This window comes from Arthrobacter sp. TJ-240 (assembly GCF_058269195.1).
Genome location: NZ_JBZCNG010000010.1, coordinates 87,662 through 105,056, shown reverse-complemented (window position 1 = coordinate 105,056; position 17,395 = coordinate 87,662). Strand labels below are relative to the sequence as shown.

The 17,395-nt window shown below is 69.2% G+C and carries 18 protein-coding genes and 1 other RNA gene; 17 read left to right on the top strand and 2 right to left on the bottom strand.

All coding sequences use genetic code 11. The features are described from left to right. Window positions 1-1,302: zinc metalloprotease (locus AC4D2C_RS18605; RefSeq protein ID WP_490916288.1), on the bottom strand; the 1,302-nt coding region annotated here is incomplete at its 3' end. Window positions 1,303-1,819: 517 nt separating this feature from the next. On the opposite strand from AC4D2C_RS18605, the gene AC4D2C_RS18600 reads away from it, so the two are divergent. The 17 genes from AC4D2C_RS18600 (at window position 1,820) to AC4D2C_RS18520 (ending at window position 16,232) form a co-directional block, all read left to right on the top strand. Continuing rightward, window positions 1,820-3,046 (top strand): TadA family conjugal transfer-associated ATPase, encoded by a 1,227-nt coding sequence (locus tag AC4D2C_RS18600; RefSeq protein WP_490916287.1) that lies wholly within the window; start codon window positions 1,820-1,822, stop codon window positions 3,044-3,046. Next, window positions 3,043-3,900: a type II secretion system F family protein gene (locus AC4D2C_RS18595; protein ID WP_490916286.1), complete on the top strand. Its 858-nt coding sequence runs from the start codon at window positions 3,043-3,045 to the stop codon at window positions 3,898-3,900. Before AC4D2C_RS18600 ends, AC4D2C_RS18595 begins: the two co-directional genes overlap by 4 nt. Further along, complete coding sequence (locus AC4D2C_RS18590; RefSeq protein WP_490916285.1) at window positions 3,897-4,838, top strand: type II secretion system F family protein; 942 nt, start codon at window positions 3,897-3,899, stop codon at window positions 4,836-4,838. The genes AC4D2C_RS18595 and AC4D2C_RS18590 overlap by 4 nt, the downstream gene beginning before the upstream one ends. Window positions 4,839-4,907: 69 nt before the next feature. Continuing rightward, complete coding sequence (locus AC4D2C_RS18585; RefSeq protein WP_490916284.1) at window positions 4,908-5,147, top strand: hypothetical protein; 240 nt, start codon at window positions 4,908-4,910, stop codon at window positions 5,145-5,147. Continuing rightward, on the top strand, window positions 5,148-5,570 hold the full coding sequence (locus tag AC4D2C_RS18580; RefSeq protein ID WP_490916283.1) for a TadE family protein: 423 nt from the start codon (window positions 5,148-5,150) through the stop codon (window positions 5,568-5,570). It begins immediately after the preceding gene. Window positions 5,571-5,637: 67 nt separating this feature from the next. Then, window positions 5,638-6,069, top strand: a complete 432-nt coding sequence (locus tag AC4D2C_RS18575; protein ID WP_490916282.1) for a hypothetical protein — start codon at window positions 5,638-5,640, stop codon at window positions 6,067-6,069. Between the two features lie 5 nt (window positions 6,070-6,074). Continuing rightward, complete coding sequence (locus AC4D2C_RS18570; protein WP_490916281.1) at window positions 6,075-6,536, top strand: pilus assembly protein TadG-related protein; 462 nt, start codon at window positions 6,075-6,077, stop codon at window positions 6,534-6,536. A gap of 91 nt (window positions 6,537-6,627) precedes the next feature. Continuing rightward, window positions 6,628-7,743, top strand: a complete 1,116-nt coding sequence (prfB, locus tag AC4D2C_RS18565; protein WP_490916280.1) for a peptide chain release factor 2 — start codon at window positions 6,628-6,630, stop codon at window positions 7,741-7,743. Window positions 7,744-7,912: 169 nt separating this feature from the next. Beyond that, window positions 7,913-8,629 (top strand): cell division ATP-binding protein FtsE, encoded by a 717-nt coding sequence (ftsE, locus tag AC4D2C_RS18560; RefSeq protein ID WP_490916279.1) that lies wholly within the window; start codon window positions 7,913-7,915, stop codon window positions 8,627-8,629. Next, window positions 8,626-9,540 carry a permease-like cell division protein FtsX gene (gene ftsX, locus AC4D2C_RS18555; protein ID WP_490907593.1) on the top strand — a complete coding sequence of 305 codons (915 nt, stop codon included), beginning with the start codon at window positions 8,626-8,628 and terminating at the stop codon, window positions 9,538-9,540. The genes ftsE and ftsX overlap by 4 nt, the downstream gene beginning before the upstream one ends. A gap of 4 nt (window positions 9,541-9,544) precedes the next feature. Continuing rightward, the gene (locus tag AC4D2C_RS18550; RefSeq protein WP_490916278.1) at window positions 9,545-11,107 is read left to right on the top strand and encodes a peptidoglycan DD-metalloendopeptidase family protein; all 1,563 of its coding nucleotides are present in this window, start codon (window positions 9,545-9,547) and stop codon (window positions 11,105-11,107) included. Window positions 11,108-11,178: 71 nt separating this feature from the next. Next, the gene (gene smpB, locus AC4D2C_RS18545; protein WP_104179060.1) at window positions 11,179-11,652 is read left to right on the top strand and encodes an SsrA-binding protein SmpB; all 474 of its coding nucleotides are present in this window, start codon (window positions 11,179-11,181) and stop codon (window positions 11,650-11,652) included. After that, on the top strand, window positions 11,649-12,167 hold the full coding sequence (locus tag AC4D2C_RS18540; RefSeq protein WP_490916277.1) for a hypothetical protein: 519 nt from the start codon (window positions 11,649-11,651) through the stop codon (window positions 12,165-12,167). Before smpB ends, AC4D2C_RS18540 begins: the two co-directional genes overlap by 4 nt. Next, window positions 12,141-12,508: a transfer-messenger RNA gene (gene ssrA, locus AC4D2C_RS18535) on the top strand. The genes AC4D2C_RS18540 and ssrA overlap by 27 nt, the downstream gene beginning before the upstream one ends. A 127-nt stretch (window positions 12,509-12,635) precedes the next feature. After that, on the top strand, window positions 12,636-13,778 hold the full coding sequence (locus tag AC4D2C_RS18530) for a D-alanyl-D-alanine carboxypeptidase family protein (protein WP_490916276.1): 1,143 nt from the start codon (window positions 12,636-12,638) through the stop codon (window positions 13,776-13,778). 44 nt (window positions 13,779-13,822) lie between these two features. Beyond that, window positions 13,823-14,050 carry a hypothetical protein gene (locus AC4D2C_RS18525; protein WP_490907589.1) on the top strand — a complete coding sequence of 76 codons (228 nt, stop codon included), beginning with the start codon at window positions 13,823-13,825 and terminating at the stop codon, window positions 14,048-14,050. 40 nt (window positions 14,051-14,090) lie between these two features. Next, window positions 14,091-16,232: an alpha-galactosidase gene (locus tag AC4D2C_RS18520; RefSeq protein ID WP_490916275.1), complete on the top strand. Its 2,142-nt coding sequence runs from the start codon at window positions 14,091-14,093 to the stop codon at window positions 16,230-16,232. A gap of 53 nt (window positions 16,233-16,285) precedes the next feature. Here the strand turns inward: AC4D2C_RS18520 and AC4D2C_RS18515 are convergent, their stop codons facing one another. Then, window positions 16,286-17,380 carry a carboxylate-amine ligase gene (locus tag AC4D2C_RS18515; protein ID WP_490907587.1) on the bottom strand — a complete coding sequence of 365 codons (1,095 nt, stop codon included), beginning with the start codon at window positions 17,378-17,380 and terminating at the stop codon, window positions 16,286-16,288. Window positions 17,381-17,395: the final 15 nt, after the last annotated feature.

The following is a 17,395-nucleotide window of genomic DNA, read 5'->3' as shown; positions in this document are numbered from 1 at the left end:
AGTCCTGCCGGCTACGGCAGCAATCGCCGCACCGCCCGCGGTTGACGCAGACTGCCGGGCTGAGATGGTGACGCGGGCGCCTGCGTTGTCCATCGAGTCGACACGCACCTTGATCCCGCTGGGCGTCGTGAAGGTCTGGCCTGCTTGCCAGGTGAGCGTTTTGTTGGCGTATCCGAAAAGTTTGCTGTTCGGTGTGAGGACGATTGAGGCGTTGCCGCTCCAGCCGAGGATGTCCTTCTTCGTGATCTTGACACCCCGGTTGCCCCCTATTGCAGTCGCCGCGTCGGTTCCGACGGGCGCCCGGAGTTCGAGGTAGTAGGTCTCGCCGCTGGCCGGGTCCGTGAACTTCACGGCACGATGTGAGGCCGCGCCGGCCCACGGCCGCAGGGTGACCGACTGCGACGACGCCAGACTGCCGAGGTTCCGGATCTCATCGCCGCGTCCGAAGCCGCCGTACTCCCAGAGGAACGCGTTGATCGACGGCAAGCTGATCTGGGCGTAGCCCATGAGGTCGGTGGTGTCGCTGTACTCGGAGGACCAGCAGGCAGGATCGGCCCACGATGCCCCGGAGCGCGCCACGTCGGTGCGCCCGTTGCTGCAGGCCAGGGAGTTGGCGTGGTGCAGTCCGAGCACGTGACCGAACTCGTGCGTCACGACGTTGTTGGTCAGCGCGGACGGGTAGGGCATGATGACGCGCCCGCTGGTGGCGCTGTCGGTGAAGCCGCCACCCAGGATGCCCCAGGAGCCGTTGTAGTTGAGGTCAGCATGCGGCACGAAGACGACGAGGGACTCGTAGGCCCGGTACTGCCAGTTCAGCTCCTTCGTGACGGTTGCCATGATAGTGCCGTAGGAGTCAGTGATCTTCGCCTTGGAGACGTGGCGGATCTCGTCGACGTTCGTCATGGACAGTCGCCCGCCTGACGTGGAGTTCCAGTACTTGTGGGCGCTGATGATCGAGTTGCGTGCGGCCGTCATGTTGATCGCATTGGTGTCTGCAACTGTCTTCCCCGACAGTTGCACGGTGACCAGGGTGACCTTGAAGGTGCCGGACCGTGGCGCCATTGCTGCCATGCCTGCACCGTCATCGACGCTGAGGGGCGATGCGGCCTTCAGTGGGGCGGCAGGCTCGGCGTAGTGCTCGCCGTAGCGGGCATTGGAGTCGGGGTCCGCGAGAGGGTTCCACGTCAGGTCGGGCACGAAGGATGTGACCTCGTCCTGCGCGGGCGCCGTGGCGACCGGCGCGGGTTCGCTCGCCGGGGGATCCGCCGGCAGCGTTGCGGGGTCCGTTGGAACGGGGGCCACGGGGGAGGTGGGGGAAGCCGGCGAAGGCGGTGGGATAGGCGGAGTGGACGGGACAGCCGGAGCGGCTGTCGCGGAGGGGGCCGGGGCGGTGGCCGACGGTGTCGGCAGGACGTCGTCGGCAATTGCGGGAACCGCGCTGCCCACGAGACCGAAGGACAGTAGGGCGGCGCAGGCAAGTCGCGCAGGGAAGGGCAGTGTCACGGGTTTCTCCAGCAGAATCCGGGCGTCAGCCAGCTAAGTGAAATCCCGAGAAGACTACTGAGATGTGACTTGAGTGACTAACGATTCGCATGTGACTGCGGAATCTTAGGTAAAACCTGCGCCTTAGCCGGGGATGCATTCGGCGTGTCGCTGCCGTACGGGGCGGGAGCGGGTGTAGTTCCGAGTAGCCGAAGTGTTGTCCACAGGTGGCCAGCACTCTGGTCGGGCCGGGTCTCCTTCAGTAGGGTGAGGCCGAGCAGGGGCTACCGAGGGACCGCCACCGCGCAGACGGCGGACCAACCTATGGGGGACGTCGATGGATGCTGTGGGCATGGTCGAGGGCGAGGTGCGCGAACTCATCCGTCGGCGCGGTCTAGACCCGGCCTTGCAGATCGCCGAGGTCCAGCACCTGGTCGACGACGCCGTGGCGGACTATGAGGAGCGTTCCGTCCTCGGAATCCTTCCTCCGCTCGGCAGGCTCGAAGTCGCACGCAGACAGATCTACGACGCCGTCGCCGGCTTCGGCGCCCTCCAGCCTCTCCTCGATGATCCGACCATCGAGGAGATCTGGATCAACGCCCCCTCCGAGGTGTACATCGCGCGGGACGGCGAATCCGAACTCACGGCGCTCTCACTCACCGATCAGCAGGTCCGCGACCTCGTCGAGAAGATGCTCAAGTCCTCCGGACGCCGCCTGGACCTTTCCTCACCTTTCGTCGATGCGTCGCTCCCGGACGGCTCCCGCCTGCACGTGGTGATCCCGGACGTTACCCGCAGGCACTGGTCCGTGAACATCCGTAAGTTCATCGCGCGCGCGTCCCGCCTCGAGCACCTCGTGGAACTGGGGACGCTCAGTCCGCAGGCTGCCCGGTTTCTCGGCACGGCGGTGGCGAGCGGGCTGAACATCCTGGTGTCCGGGGCCACGCAGGCCGGGAAGACGACGCTGCTCAATTGCCTCGGTGCGTCGATCGGGCCCCGCGAGCGCGTCATCACGGTCGAGGAGATCTTCGAACTGCAGCTACCGCTCCGCGACGTCGTAGGTCTGCAGTGCCGGCAGCCCAACCTGGAGGGCACGGGGGAGATCCCGCTGCGACGCCTCGTCAAGGAGGCCCTGCGCATGCGCCCGGACCGCCTGATCGTCGGCGAGGTCCGCGAGGCCGAAAGCCTGGACATGCTCATCGCGCTGAACAGCGGATTGCCCGGCATGTGCAGCGTGCATGCCAACAGCGCTCACGACGCCGTCATGAAGATCTGCACCCTGCCGCTCCTGGCCGGAGAGAACATCTCGAGCAGTTTCGTGGTGCCGACCGTCGCCTCCTGCATCGACCTCGTGGTGCACTGCGCGCGGCTCCCGGGCGGCCAGCGAAGGGTCATGGAGATCATGGCTCTCGGGCGCCGGGTCGAGAACGGCGTCATCGAGTCGTCCTCTGTCTTCCGACGCGTCGACGGATTTCTGCAGGTCACCGCCAGCGGAATGCCTGCGGAGGAGAAGTTCGCCGCTGCGGGTGTCGACGTATCCGCCCTGCTCGGAGCCCGCGCATGAACACCGCCGTCGGCGTAGCCCTCGGCGCCGGACTGTTCCTCCTGTGGTGGTCCTGCTGGGAGCGTCCGGTGACGGAACGCAGGGGGCCACAGCGACGGCGGCTGCTCGACGACCTCCTCCTGCGCGCCGGCGTGGAACGCGTCTCGGCGAACGGGCTCCTCGCCTCCTGTATGGCGGTGGGCGTGGTCGTTCTGCTGATCGGTTTCGTGCTGACCGGATCCGTCCCGATCGCGCTGTGTTTCGCGCTGTTCGGCGGCTTCCTCCCGTTCTCGATCGTCAGGTGGCGCGCGGCCAGGCGCACCGCCTCCCTGCGCGAACTCTGGCCCGACGTCGTCGATCACCTCCGATCCGCCATCCGTGCGGGCCTGTCCCTGCCGGAGGCACTCATCCAGCTCGGGGAGAAGGGGCCGGTCGAACTGCGGGCCGCCTTCCAGTCGTTCGGGGCGGACTACCGCGGCGGCGGGCGCTTCGACGACGCGCTCAACCGGCTCAAGGAGCGGCTGGCGGATCCCGTCGCCGACCGCATCGTCGAGGCGCTCCGGATGACGCGGGAGGTCGGCGGTTCCGACCTCGGCCGGCTGCTCGGGACGCTGTCCGAGTTCCTGCGCGATGCCGCCCGGACGCGCAGTGAGCTCGAGGCGCGGCAGTCCTGGACGGTCAATGCCGCCCGCCTCGCCGTCGCTGCTCCCTGGATCGTCCTGCTGCTCCTGTCGACCCGCCCCGAAGCCGTCCGTGCGTACAACTCTGCGGCCGGGGCAGCGGTGCTGCTCGGCGGGCTGCTGGTCTCCGTGGTCTGCTATCGCATCATGCTGCGCATCGGCGCGCTGCCCGAGGACGAGAGGGTCCTCCGGTGAACCCCGTCGTCGCCCTGGCCGCCCTCGCCGGGCTCCTCCTCGGCGTAGGGCTGTGGCTGGTCGCCGTGCGGTTGCCCGTCATGCGGCCGGTCACCCTGACACAGCGGATCGCTCCGCAGCTGCGCGCAGTCGACGTCCGGTCCAGGCTGCTCACCGAGACCCCGGTCAACGTCACGCCATTCGGCCCGCTCGAACGCATCCTCCGACCACTCCTGGCGGACGCCGTGTCATGGTCGCACCGCTTCAACCCCGCGGCGGCGACCCTCGCCCGCAGACTCGCCCAGGCCGGCCGCGGGCAGACGACGACGGACTTCCGCGCCCAGCAGCTGCTCTGGGCCGCCGGAGGACTCGCCGGATCGACCCTCGTCATGGTGCTCCTGGCGGCCTCCGGCTCGGCCAACCTGCCGCTGGCCGTCGTCCTCGTCCTGGGCTGCGCCGTCCTCGGGTTCGTCGGGCGCGACTACCTCCTGTCCATGGACATCAGGCGCCGGGAGGCCCGCATGCTGGCGGAGTTCCCGAGCCTCGCCGAACTCATGGCGCTCGCCGTGTCGGCCGGCGAGAGCACCACAGGTGCGCTCGAACGCATCTGCAGGACGGCGCGGGGTGAGCTCGCGGGCGAGTTCGGTCTCGTCCTGGCTGCCACCCGCGCCGGCAGACCCCTGGTGGACGCGCTGCAGGAGTTCTCGAACCGGACACGGCTGGCCCCGCTGGCCCGGTTCGTCGACGGCATCACCGTCGCCGTCCAGCGAGGGACGCCGCTCGCGGATGTCCTGCGCGCCCAGGCGCAGGACGTCCGTGACCTGGCCAAGCGGGAGCTGATGGAGTCGGCGGGCAAGAAGGAGATCGCCATGATGGTCCCGCTGGTCTTCGGCGTCCTTCCGCTGACCGTCCTCTTCGCCGTCTATCCCGGAATCGCCCTCATCAATCTCGGTTTCTGATCACGCGCGGCACGAAAGCATCATCACGACAGAGCACCACGACAAGGCATCACTCGACGAGGACACCCCATGAGAATCCTGACCGCAGTACAGCGCATCATCCTGCTCCTCCTCGCTTCGCTGGCGGCCTCAGCCTCGGCGGCGCCGCCGACACGGGTGGCGCCGGCCGACGACCACGAACGCGGGGACGTGCCCGGCTGGGTGATGATCACGCTCATGTCCGCGGTCCTCGTCGCGGCGCTGCTCGCGATCGCAGGGCCCGCCCTCGAAGGCCTGTTCAACCAGGCGATCGATCAGGTCTCGCCCTAGGTGCCGGCCCACGCAGCAGGACCTCCGTGCGGTCGGCGGCGAGGGCGCCGTCGCGACGGTGAGCGCGGTGCCGCCGTCGTCGACTTCGCCCTGGTCGGTGGACTCCTGACGGTGATCTTCATAGCCATCGTCCAGCTGACGCTCGTCCTCCATGTACGCAACACCCTCATCGACGCCGCCGCGTCGGGCGCCCGTTACGGGACGCTCGCCGACCGGAACCCCCAGGACGCGGTGGCGCGCACCGAGGAGCTGATCCGCGGTTCATTGGCCGATTCCTACGGTTCCGACGTCGCCGTCGGAGAGAGCACGACAGGCGGGGTCAGGACGCTCGAGGTCGTGGTCCGCGCGCCCCTGCCGGTCATCGGCCTCATCGGCCCTGCCGGCGTGATTGAGGTGCGCGGCCATGCGGCCCTGCCCTCGTGAGGCGGGCGCCGACCGCGGGACCGGGTGCGGCCGGACCGGCGCTACCCGGCGCGCACCCCGGCCACGCATGGACGCGCGTCGCCGCCGGTGGGACGAGCGCGGCAGTGCGGTCGTGGAGTTCGTGTTCCTGGGCGTCCTGCTGCTGGTGCCGGTCGTCTACCTCGTCCTGACCGTGGGCCGGCTGCAGGGCGGGTCGTTCGCCGTCGTCGGTGCAGCCGACCAGGCCGCGAAGGTGTACGTGGACGCGCCGACGCCACAGGACGCCGATGCCCGGGCACGGGAGGCCGTGCGCGTTGCGCTCGCCGATTTCGGGTTCTCCGAGGACCAGGCCGCCGTGGACATCGCCTGCAGCGCCGCGTGCCTCGCACCGGGCTCGACGGTGACCGTCGTCGTCCGCCTCGACGTCCCGCTCCCGCTGATCCCCGCCATCGCGGGGACGCACGCCTCCGCCGCGACCGTGGACGCAGCAGCGACGCAGCTCGTCGAGCGGTTCGGGTGAGAGCCGTGGAAACTCGGTCCGCGGCGCACCCCGATCGCGGGGAGGACGGGCAGGTCGGTGTCCTGGTCATCGGCTACCTCCTCGTCTCGCTGCTGGTCGTGACCGTCGTGCTGGCCGTCTCGTCCGTATATATAGAGCACAAGAAACTGCTGTCGGCAGCCGACGGGGCCGCGTTGTCGGCCGCCGACGACTACAGCATCGACGTCGGCGCCGGTGGGGGCGCGACACCGCGGCCGGTGCTGCGGGACTCCGGTGTCGAGCAGTCGGCCGGGGGCTATCTCGCCGCGACCGGGGCCGGGGCGCGTTTCGCGCAGCTCACCATCGACCCGGCGACGGGTGCCCCCGACGGACGTACGGCACGGGTGGTCCTCACCGCCGTCGTGCGTCCGCCCATCGTCAACTTCCTCGTCCCGGGCGGGATCCCCATCGTCGCCCGTGCCGACGCCCGCGCCGAACTGACTCGCTGACGCGCCCGGCCGGCCGTGTCCGGCAGCTGCATCGCGGGCGCACCCCTGCCCTCGCGGCGTGCCGGAACGGATGACGTAGGCTGGAAGGACCATGGCAGCCACTGATTTTCCCGCAGAGATCCGCGCCCTCCGCGCCAAGTACACGTCCATCGAGCAGGTCTCCGATGTCGAGGGGATCCGCAAGGACATCGACGAACTCAGCGAGGAAGCAGGTGCCCCGGACCTCTGGGACGATCCCGCCGCAGCGCAGAAGGTCACCTCGAAGCTGTCCTACCGGCAGTCCGCCCTCGAACGTCTCGAGACGCTCGAGAGTCGCATCGACGACCTCGAGGTCCTCGTGGAGCTCGCGCAGGACGAAGGTGACGAGGACTCCCTCGCCGAGGCCGAGAAGGAACTCGTCTCCCTGAGCAGGTCCCTCGACGACCTGGAGATTGTCACGCTGCTGGCCGGCGAATGGGACGAGCGCGAGGCCGTGGTGACCATCCGTTCGGGCGCCGGGGGAGTGGACGCCGCCGACTTCGCGGAGATGCTCCTGCGCATGTACCTGCGCTGGGCCGAGCGCCACGGCTACCCGACGCAGGTCCTCGACACCTCCTACGCCGAGGAGGCGGGCCTGAAGTCGGCGACGTTCGAGGTCAAGGCGCCCTACGCTTTCGGTACCCTCTCGGTCGAGGCCGGGACGCACCGTCTCGTGCGCATCAGCCCGTTCGACAACCAGGGCCGCCGGCAGACGTCCTTCGCCGCCGTCGAGGTCATCCCGCTCATCGAGCAGACGGACGTCATCGAGGTGCCGGACAACGAGATCCGCGTCGACGTATTCCGCTCGTCCGGTCCCGGCGGCCAGTCGGTCAACACCACGGACTCCGCCGTGCGGCTGACCCACCTCCCCACGGGCACTGTCGTCTCCATGCAGAACGAGAAGTCGCAGATCCAGAACCGCGCCGCCGCGATGCGCGTCCTCCAGTCCAGGCTCCTGCTGCTGAAGAAGGAGCAGGAGGATGCGGAGAAGAAGGCGTTCGCCGGGGACGTCAAGGCGTCCTGGGGCGACCAGATGCGCTCCTACGTGCTGAACCCGTACCAGATGGTCAAGGACCTCCGGACCAATCACGAGGTCGGCAACACCTCGGCCGTGTTCGACGGCGAGATCGACGACTTCATCGACGCGGGTATCCGCTGGCGCACCAACAACCGGAACGACGCCGCGTAGTCGCTACGCGAAAACAGGGCTCGACCACCTGTTTTCACCGCAACCTCTTGCATGCGACACACCGGGGCGGTAATGGGCGCTACGTGATGCCCTCGCTATAGTCGAGGAGCCGCGGCTTCCTTCCCCCAGCCAATGCCCGTGCCCGGCGCATCAGGGCGCTTAAGTGGTCATGATCCGATTCGACAACGTCACGAAGACCTACGACCAGCAGTCCCACCCTGCCCTGGACGCGGTCTCACTCGACATCGACCGCGGCGAGTTCGTCTTCCTCGTCGGCGCCTCGGGATCCGGGAAGTCGACGTTCATCCGGCTGGTCCTCAAGGAGGACCGGGTGTCGCGCGGAGCCGTGTACGTCGCGGGCCAGAACGTCGCCAACATCCCCAGCTGGCGCGTGCCCCGTCTCCGCCGCGGCATCGGCGTCGTGTTCCAGGACTTCCGCCTGCTGCCCAACAAGACGGTCTTCGCGAACGTGGCGTTCGCGATGCAGGTCATCGGCAGGAGCCGCGCCGTCATCCGCGAGACCGTCCCCGACGTCCTCGCGACCGTGGGCCTCGAGGGCAAGAACAACCGCATGCCGCACGAACTCTCCGGCGGCGAGCAGCAGCGCGTCGCGATCGCGCGTGCCATCGTCAACCGTCCCGGCATCCTGCTGGCCGACGAGCCCACGGGCAACCTGGATCCGACGACGTCCATGGGCATCATGAAGGTCCTCGACCGGATCAACCAGAACGGCACCACGGTGGTCATGGCCACGCACGACGACGACATCGTGAACACGATGCGCAAGCGCGTCGTCGAGCTCCGCAGCGGGTCCGTGGTGCGCGACGATGCCCAGGGCATCTACGTGGGCGACGCGGGGTCCGACGTCGCGGTGGGGGCCGAATGAGGCTCGCGTTCATCCTGTCCGAGATCGGCTCCGGCATCCGCCGGAACCTGTCCATGGTCACGTCCGTGATCCTCGTGACCTTCATCTCCCTGACCTTCGTCGGTGCCGCCGGGCTGTTCCAGCTGCAGATCGGCCAGATGAAGGGCTACTGGTATGACCGCGTCCAGGTCACGATCTACCTCTGCGTCGGCAACTCCTCGGAGGCGAGCTGTGCCACCGGCCCGGTGACGGAGGACCAGCGCGCCGCGATCCAGGCGAAGCTGGAATCCGAGCAGTTCGCCCCGTACGTCGACACCGTCACGTACGAATCGCAGGAGGAGGCGCTCGGCCACTTCCGCGACCAGTTCGCCAACTCGCCGATCGTCGACTCCGTCACCGCGGAGCAGCTCCCCGAGTCCTTCCGCGTGAGTCTCGTGGACGCGGAGAAGTACGAGGTCATCGACGAGGCCTTCTCCTCGGAGCCGGGCGTCGACGCCGTCAGCGACCAGCGCGACTTCCTCGAGGCGATCTTCCGCTACATGAACTGGGCGTCCGTCGTCGCGCTCGTGATCGCGGGCATCATGACGTTCTGCGCCATCCTGCTCATCGCGACCACCATCCGCCTGTCCGCGTTCAGCCGCCGCCGCGAGACCGGCATCATGCGCCTCGTCGGGGCCTCGAAGGCGGTCATCCAGCTGCCGTTCGTCCTGGAGGGCGTCATCGCGGCCGTGATCGGCGCGGTCCTCGCCTCGGCGACCCTCTGGGGCGCGTCCCGGTTCCTGATCGACGGCTGGCTCGTGAAGACCTTCCCGCAGACGGCGTTCATCTCGTCCCAGCAGGTCCTGATCCTCGTCCCCGCACTCATCCTGCTCGGGGCCGTCCTCGCGGGGCTCTCATCCCTGCTCACCCTCCGACGATACGTAAAGGTCTAGCATCATGCCGCACAGCGCCAGGGGATACGTGCGCCCATCAGGATCCTCCTGGTGGGCCCGGCAGGACAGGAGGGCCTTCGTGGTCCGCGCGACGGCGGGCAGCTCCATCGCCCTGGTCGTCGCGCTCGCCCTCGGTTCGACGCCGGTCGTGGCCGACGAACTCGACGACCGCAAGAGTGCCCTCGAGAAAGAGATCACCGAGGTGCAGCAGTCGATGGAGTACCTCGACTCCGACATCGCCGAGACCATCGGGACCCTGAGGACCTACCAGGGCCGGCTCCCCGCCGCCCAGCAGGCACTCGCCGACGCCCAGGGCAAGGTCGAGACCGCCGCCGGCGAGGCCGAGGCACTGGCGGTCCGCGTCGAGCTGGCGCAGGAGACGAAGAACAAGATCTCCGACGAACTCCGCGCCAACCAGCAGGAGATGGACAAGACCCGCGAGGTCATCGGTCAGATCGCGACCGAGGCGTACAAGAACGGCGGGATCCCCACCAACGTGTCCCTGCTGATGGGCGCCGACGACGTCGAGAACTTCACAGAGTCCATGGACCTCGTGGACCAGGCCCTGCGCAGCCAGAACGCCGCCATGGAACGCCTCTCGGAGCAGAACGCCACGAATGCCAACAGCCAGGCGCGCCTCGTCGCGGTGGAGGCGGAGATCTCGAAGCTGAAGGACAAGGCCGACGCCGCCCTCGCGGCGGAGCAGTCGGCCCGGGACGCGGCCGCCGCCGAGAAGGGGAAGGTGGACCGGCTCGTCGCGGACACCTCGGCACTGTCCGGCAAGCTCCAGGCGCAGAAGCCGGTCATCGAGGCGAAGCTGGCAAGCGTGGAGAAGGCCCAGCAGCAGGTCAACGCCGATCTCGCCGAACGCCAGCGCCGCCAGATCGAGGAGGCCCGCAAGGCGGAGGAGGCACGGCAGAAGGCCGAGCAGGAGCGCCTGCGGGCCGAGGCCGAAGCCGCCGCCGCTGCGGAGCAGGCCCGGCTCCAGGCCGAGGCGGAGGCTGCCGCGGCAGCCGAGACGGCGCGCCGGGCCGCCGAGGCGGAGGCCGCCAACCGGCCGGCCCCGGCCCCGGTCCAGCCGCAGGTGGTCGCGCCGGTCGCACCCGTCATCCCGGTGGCGCCCGTGCCGGCTCCGTCAGGTCCCGACTCCTTCGGCCTCAGGGCGCCTGTCAACGCCCCGATCAGCTCGGGCTTCGGGTTCCGCCCCACGCCGGTCGGCACCATCGACTTCAACGGCACGGGCGGATACATGCACACCGGGATCGACTACGGCGTGGGCTGCGGCACGCCCCTCTACGCCCCCGCGGCCGGGGAGGTCTGGTACGCGGACTCCGACGCCCTGCCGGGCGCCGGGAACAGGATCGTCCTCAACCACGGTGTGGTCGGCGGCAACGCCCTCGCGACCAACTTCTACCACCTGACGAGCTACCTGGTGTCGCCCGGCCAGCGCGTGAGCGCCGGCCAGCTGATCGGCTACACCGGGACCACGGGCAACTCGACCGGCTGCCACCTGCACTTCGAGACGATGCTCAACGGCGCCCTCGTGGACCCGATCGGTTTGTTCTAGGTCGTAGGATGGAAGGCACTGTCCACCCGCGGACCGCCGTCCGCAGCAGTGTCGTACGAAGGAGAGTCGCCGTGCCGAAGGAAAGTGGCCGGAAAGTCGTGGCCACCAATCGGAAGGCCTTTCACGACTACGCCGTGCTCGACACGTACGAGGCGGGCATCGCGCTCATGGGCACCGAGGTGAAATCCCTGCGCGCCGGACGCGCCTCGCTGATCGACGGCTACGCCGTCTTCTACGGTGACGAACTGTGGCTCGAGGGCATCCACATCTCCGAGTACTCGCAGGGCAGCTGGACCAACCACGCCGCCCGTCGCCGCAGGAAGCTGCTCCTGCACCGCGAGGAACTCACCAAGATCTCGCAGAAGATCCGCGAGTCGGGCTTCACCCTCGTCCCCCTGCAGCTCTATTTCCTGAACGGACGGGCCAAGGTGGAGATCGCCGTGGCCCGCGGCAAGCGGGACTACGACAAGCGCCAGACCCTGCGGGAGAAGCAGGACAACAGGGAGGCGCTGCGCGCCATGCGCGAGAAGAACCTCGGCGCGTGAGCGACGTCTTCTGGGAAGCCCAGGAGGACGAGGAGCCCGAGATCTCCGAACTGGCCTACCGGCGGCCGTGGTGGGTCACCGTCGGGGCGCTCGTCGACCTGATCATCCTGCTCGCAGTGGTGCCGGTCGGGATCCTCTCGCTCATCCCGTTCGTCTTCCTCGTGTACGTGTTCTTCGCGCAGCTCCTCGTCTGGATCTCGCCCGTGCTGCTGGTGCTCAACATCGCCATCTTCTGGTGGAGCTTCCGCCGCAAGCAGGCGGCGACCACGGCACTGGCCGCCCTCGGCATCGCCTTCGTCACGCTGGCCTTCGTCGTCGTGCGCCTCTGGCAGTCGCCCGTCGTCGTCCTGGGGCTCACGCTGGCCGCTAGGCCGCCTTCGTTCTCCCACGGCGAAGCCTTCCCGGACAGCCCGGTAGGTGCGGTAGACTTCTGGAGTCGGACGGGCCGGTGGGCCTCCCGACACAGGGATCACTTGATAACTGAACATGGGGATGACAGGTTTCGACGATGTTAGTCGCGACAGGGGAAGCGGGCCGAGGATACAGGGTTATCTCGTAAACGCTCCTTGTAAAACAATAAGTGCCGAACAAAAGCGCACTGACTTCGCTCTCGCTGCCTAAGCAGCCTGACTAGTCCGTCAGCCCGGGTTTGCTCTCGCCCCGGATCCTGGCGTCATTTAGAGGGCCACTGCTCCCGATCCTCGTTGTAGGGATCGGGGGGACTCTTATACAACTGGGCTTGGCAGCCACTCGTTCGCACGATGGCTGAAGCCGAGAAAAACCGACGCGAACTGCGCCCGGAGAAGCCCTGACAACACTGCATCGGACGCGGGTTCAATTCCCGCCATCTCCACCACCGACGAAGCGCTCCACCGGTATCCGGCGGGGCGCTTCGTCGTTCCCAGGTGATGCCCAGCTAGCCTTGTTGCTCCTTGAAGAGGAGGCTTACCCTTGGACCGACCACGACTTCCAGGAGTTGCACGATGAAGCGTACCGTCGCGGAGTTGCTGACCGCACTGGTCTGTGCCCTGATCGTGGTCGGCGGTTTCATCACGTCCCCGGCAAGCCACGCGGCAACACCGATCGACGCCCGCTACGCGGCTCTTGGAGGGGCGAGCGGGCGTCTCGGCTCTGCGACGGGTCCGGAGACCTGTGGGCTCCGCGGAGGCGGCTGCTACCGCAACTACGAGGGCGGGGCGATCACCTGGTCGCCAGCGACCGGGGCTCACCCGACGTGGGGCGCGATCCGCGGGACCTGGCGCGCCTTCGGCTCGGAGAACGGCAAGCTCGGCTACCCGACGTCGAACGAGGTCTGCGGCCTGCGGGGGCGGGGCTGCTACCAGAACTACCAGGGCGGCGCGATCATCTGGTCGCCCACGACCGGCGCGCGCAGCTCGGTCGGCGCGATCAGGAGGGCGTGGGCGACCACCGGCTTCGAGAACGGCGCCCTGGGCTATCCGGTGTCGAACGAGGCATGTTCGGGCGGTACATGCAGCCAGAAGCACCAGCGCGGTTCGATCTCGTGGTCCTCCACGGGCGGGACGAGGATAGCCCGCGACATCGACGTCGCATCGTCCTCGGTGGTGGTCGTCAACAAGAAACGTGCGCTGAATCCCGCACGCTACACCCCCGGTTCCCTCGTGGGGGTGGAGGGTTCCTTGCTGCGCAGCGATGCGGCGCAGCAGTTCAGCCGGCTGCTCGCCGATGCGAGGGCCGGAGGGGTCGCGATGGTACCGGTCAGTGGTTACCGGTCCTACGACACACAGGCCTCCCTCTATGCTTCCTACGTCAACCAGTACGGCCGGGCGACGGCGGACCTCATCTCGGCGCGTCCCGGGTACAGCGAACACCAGACCGGCCTCGCCATCGACATCGGCAACGCCAACGGAACGTGTGGCCTCCAGGAATGCTTTGCGACAACCCCCGCGGGAGCATGGGCGGCGCAGAACGCCTGGCGCTACGGATTCATCATCCGCTACCCGCAGGGCCGGACCTCGATTACCGGCTATGCCTATGAACCATGGCATCTGCGTTACGTCGGCACGACGATCTCGGCGGAGATGCGTACCCACGCCATACCTACCCTGGAGCAGTACATGAGCCTCCCTGCCGCCCCGTCCTACTGAGGAGATACCCGGCAGGTACCGACGAGCGGAACTACACTGAGGCCATGAGCTGGACCGACCGGCCGCCGTCGTGGCTCCCGCCACTGCCGCCGCCCCACAGGGGACGTGCTCTGATCGTGCTCGGCTGGATCCTCGTGGGCGGGACGTTCATCTACATCTTCGTCATGAGCTACCTCGGCGGCACGCACACCCTGCTCACGCTGGTGCCGCTCCTGCTCGGCCTCCTGTGCCTCATCGTCGGCCTGCTGCGGCGGGACACCCGCCCGCGGTAGCGTGTTGCCGCACCAGTTAGTTACACGATAAAAATAAGCAATGACCTTCGAACCCCTCCACCTCTCCCGCGGAGGCACCAGCGTGGTGCTCGAGCCCCATCCGCACGGACTACCGGCCCTCACGTACTGGGGCCCAGACCTCGGTGACGCAGGGGACCTCGCGGCCCTCGCTGCGGCCCAGCAGCCGCAGCGCGTCTCCGGTGGCATCGACGTGCCGGCGCGCCTCACCCTCGTGCCCCTCGAATCCGCAGGCTGGCAGGGCACGCCCGGCCTGACCGGGGACCGCTCGGGATCCCGCCTCCATCCGCGGTTCACCGTGGTCTCGGTCGACTGCCCGCCCGGGTCCGCGGCCGCGGTCGTCGAGGCGCGCGACGACGACGCCGGGCTCGCGCTGACCGCCCACCTGGGCCTCTCGGCGTCGGGCCTGCTCACGCAGCGCCTGGTGCTCACCAACATGGGTGACGACGACTACGAGGTGCGCTCGCTCCACCTCTTCTTCCCGCTCCACCACACGGCCGCCGAGGTGCTGGACACCACCGGCCGCCACCTCCGCGAGCGGTCCCCCCAGCGGCACGCCCTGACCGCGGGCACCTATGCGCGGATGAGCCGGCGCGGCCGTCCCGGGGCGGATGCCACCGTGCTGCTCGCGGCGGGCGCCGCCGGCTTCGGTTTCGAGCACGGCCACGTGCAGGGCGTGCACCTGGCGTGGAGCGGCAACCAGCAGGTTCTCGTGGAGAAGACCCCGGCGGGTGCTGCGTTCCTCGCGGCGGGCGAGGTGCTCTCGCCCCGCGAGGTCGTACTCGCGCCGGGGGAGAGCTACGCCACGCCGGAAGCCGTCGGCTCCTGGGGTGAAGGGCTCAACGAACTCTCGGGACGCTTCCACCGGGACCTCCGCGCGAGGACGTCGCATCCGCAGCGGCCGCGCCCCGTGACCCTCAACACCTGGGAGGCCGTGTACTTCGACCTGGATCTCCCACGCCTGCTGGCGCTCGCCGACCGGGCGGCGTCCCTCGGCGTCGAACGGTTCGTCCTCGACGACGGCTGGTTCCGGGGACGGCGGGACGACACGTCGAGCCTCGGCGACTGGTACGTGGACGAGACCGTCTGGCCGGACGGCCTGGCGCCGATCATCGACCACGTGCGCGGGCTGGGCATGGAATTCGGGCTCTGGTTCGAACCCGAGATGGTCAACCCCGACTCCGACCTCGCGCGGGCCCATCCGGAGTGGATCCTGCAGCCCGAGGGGCGGCTGCCCCTGCCGGGCCGGCAGCAGCAGGTGCTCAACCTCGGGAATCCGGACGCCTACGCGTACATCCTCGAACGCCTCGACGACATCCTGACCGCCAACGACATCGCCTATGTGAAGTGGGACCACAACCGGGACCTGCTCGAGGCCGCCGATGCGCGCACCGGGCAGGCCGCCGTGCACCGGCACGTGCTGGCGCTCTACCGGCTGCTCGACGAGCTGCGGCAGCGCCACCCCGGTCTCGAGATCGAGAGCTGCGCCTCCGGTGGGGCGCGCGTGGACCTCGGCATCCTCGCCCGGACGGACCGCATCTGGACGAGCGACTGCATCGACCCGATCGAGCGGCTCGTCAACCAGAAGTACACAGGCCTCGTGGTGCCTCCCGAGCTCATGGGGATGCACGTCGGCGGGCCGGTCTCGCACTCGACCGGCAGGGCGCACACCCTGCCCTTCCGCGCCGGCACGGCCGTCTTCGGGCACTACGGCATCGAGTGGGACATCTCTGCTCTCACCGACGAGGAGTACGCGGTCCTCGGCCGGTACGTGGAGCTGCACCGGTCGTGGCGCCGGGACCTGCACCGCGGCACCGTGCTGCACGCGGACCTCACCGATCCGGCGATGGACCTGCGGGGCGTGGTGTCGGACGACCGCCGCCGGGCGCTCTTCGGCTATTCGCTGACGGCCTCGAGCGCGAGCTACCCGCCCGGCCCCCTGACGTTCCCCGGCCTCGAGCCGGACACGCTGTACACGGTGCGGCCGGCCGTCCCTGAGGAGGGGCACCCCGGCAACGGGCAGTCGCCGCTCGGCTGGCTGCAGGCGGCCCTCGACGGCGCGCCGCTCCGGCTGTCCGGCCGGGTCCTGGCCCAGGCAGGGCTCCAGGCGCCCGTGCTGCTGCCCGGGCAGACGCTGCTGATCGAGTTCCACGCCGCCGACTGAGGGCCCGCGGTCGGGCTCGGCAGGAGAGCCGGGTGCCCGCCGTGGCTGCCCGGTCAGGCGGTGAGGGTGCTGCCGTACAGGGACAGGAGAGCGTCCAGGCCGCCGTCACGCATGGCCCGGCGCTGGCGCTCGGCGCCCGTGCCGCGGTCCGCCGCGGCCGCCAGCCCTTCCCGGACCTGCCCGGTGTCGCCCTCGGCCTCGAGGGCGGCTCCGACGTGGTCGAGGAAGGCCTCGAGGTGCTGCCGCGCGGGCACGGGTTCCGCCGTGGCGAGATCCACGAGATGGTGCTCCATGCCGTCCCGTGCGCCCTGCCAGAGCGCGGCGTCGAGCAGCTCCGGGTCCGGCACGAGGGGCGCGGAGTCCTGCTCGGCGTCGTGCAGGGCGGTGACGACGAGCGCCCGCGTCAGCGCCCCGAGGAGCACGGCGTCCCCGGCCTCGAGCTGCACGTCGCAGGCCCTAAGTTCCAGGGTCGGGTACCGGTCGGAGAGCCGTGCCACCCAGGTCAGCACCCCGCGGTCGAGGATCGCACCCGTGGCACTGAGGGCCATGATGCGTCGCTCGTAGTCGGCGGCGTCGGCGAACCAGGGCGCCACGCCCTGGACCGCCCACCGCCGGTAGTGGATGACCCGCCAGCTGCCGAAGCCGCTGTCCCGACCGAGCCAGTACGGCGAGTTCACCCCGAGGGCGGCCAGCAGCGGGATCCAGGGCCGGATCCGGTTCAGGGCCTGGACCCCGTGCTCCTTGTCCGGCACGCCGACGTGCACGTGCAGGCCGTTGACGAACTGGTCGCCCACGATGCCCGGCGCGGTGGCGCGCAGATCCGCGTAGCGCTGCTTGTCCGTCAGCTCGGGATAGGACTGCGGGATCCAGGGCGCCGTCCCGGTGGCGGCGCCGATGGTCCCGGCGTGTGCCGCGGCGTCGGCGAACGTCCTGCGGAAGGTCAGCAGGGAGTGCTCGGCCTGCGCCAGGGTCTCGCACACGGGGGTCGCCGTCTCGATCTGGCAGGACAGGAGTTCGCGCTGGATCTCGTCGTCGCTGATCTCCGGCACGGCCTCGAGCAGCGCCTGCACCTCCGTCGCGCGGTGGGCGGGCAGTCCGGACACCGGGTCGAGGAGCAGGTACTCCTCCTCAAGTCCGAGCGTGGTCATAGGGGACTCCATCAG

Bases quoted from the DNA above. Each gene is read 5' to 3' on its own strand.
- AC4D2C_RS18600 (WP_490916287.1), top strand. From the start codon at position 1,820: ATGGATGCTGTGGGCATGGTCGAGGGCGAGGTGCGCGAACTCATCCGT.
- AC4D2C_RS18595 (WP_490916286.1), top strand. From the start codon at position 3,043: ATGAACACCGCCGTCGGCGTAGCCCTCGGCGCCGGACTGTTCCTCCTG.
- AC4D2C_RS18585 (WP_490916284.1), top strand. From the start codon at position 4,908: ATGAGAATCCTGACCGCAGTACAGCGCATCATCCTGCTCCTCCTCGCT.
- AC4D2C_RS18575 (WP_490916282.1), top strand. From the start codon at position 5,638: ATGGACGCGCGTCGCCGCCGGTGGGACGAGCGCGGCAGTGCGGTCGTG.
- prfB (WP_490916280.1), top strand. From the start codon at position 6,628: ATGGCAGCCACTGATTTTCCCGCAGAGATCCGCGCCCTCCGCGCCAAG.
- ftsE (WP_490916279.1), top strand. From the start codon at position 7,913: ATGATCCGATTCGACAACGTCACGAAGACCTACGACCAGCAGTCCCAC.
- ftsX (WP_490907593.1), top strand. From the start codon at position 8,626: ATGAGGCTCGCGTTCATCCTGTCCGAGATCGGCTCCGGCATCCGCCGG.
- AC4D2C_RS18550 (WP_490916278.1), top strand. From the start codon at position 9,545: ATGCCGCACAGCGCCAGGGGATACGTGCGCCCATCAGGATCCTCCTGG.
- AC4D2C_RS18530 (WP_490916276.1), top strand. From the start codon at position 12,636: ATGAAGCGTACCGTCGCGGAGTTGCTGACCGCACTGGTCTGTGCCCTG.
- AC4D2C_RS18525 (WP_490907589.1), top strand. From the start codon at position 13,823: ATGAGCTGGACCGACCGGCCGCCGTCGTGGCTCCCGCCACTGCCGCCG.
- AC4D2C_RS18520 (WP_490916275.1), top strand. From the start codon at position 14,091: ATGACCTTCGAACCCCTCCACCTCTCCCGCGGAGGCACCAGCGTGGTG.
- AC4D2C_RS18515 (WP_490907587.1), bottom strand. From the start codon at position 17,380: ATGACCACGCTCGGACTTGAGGAGGAGTACCTGCTCCTCGACCCGGTG.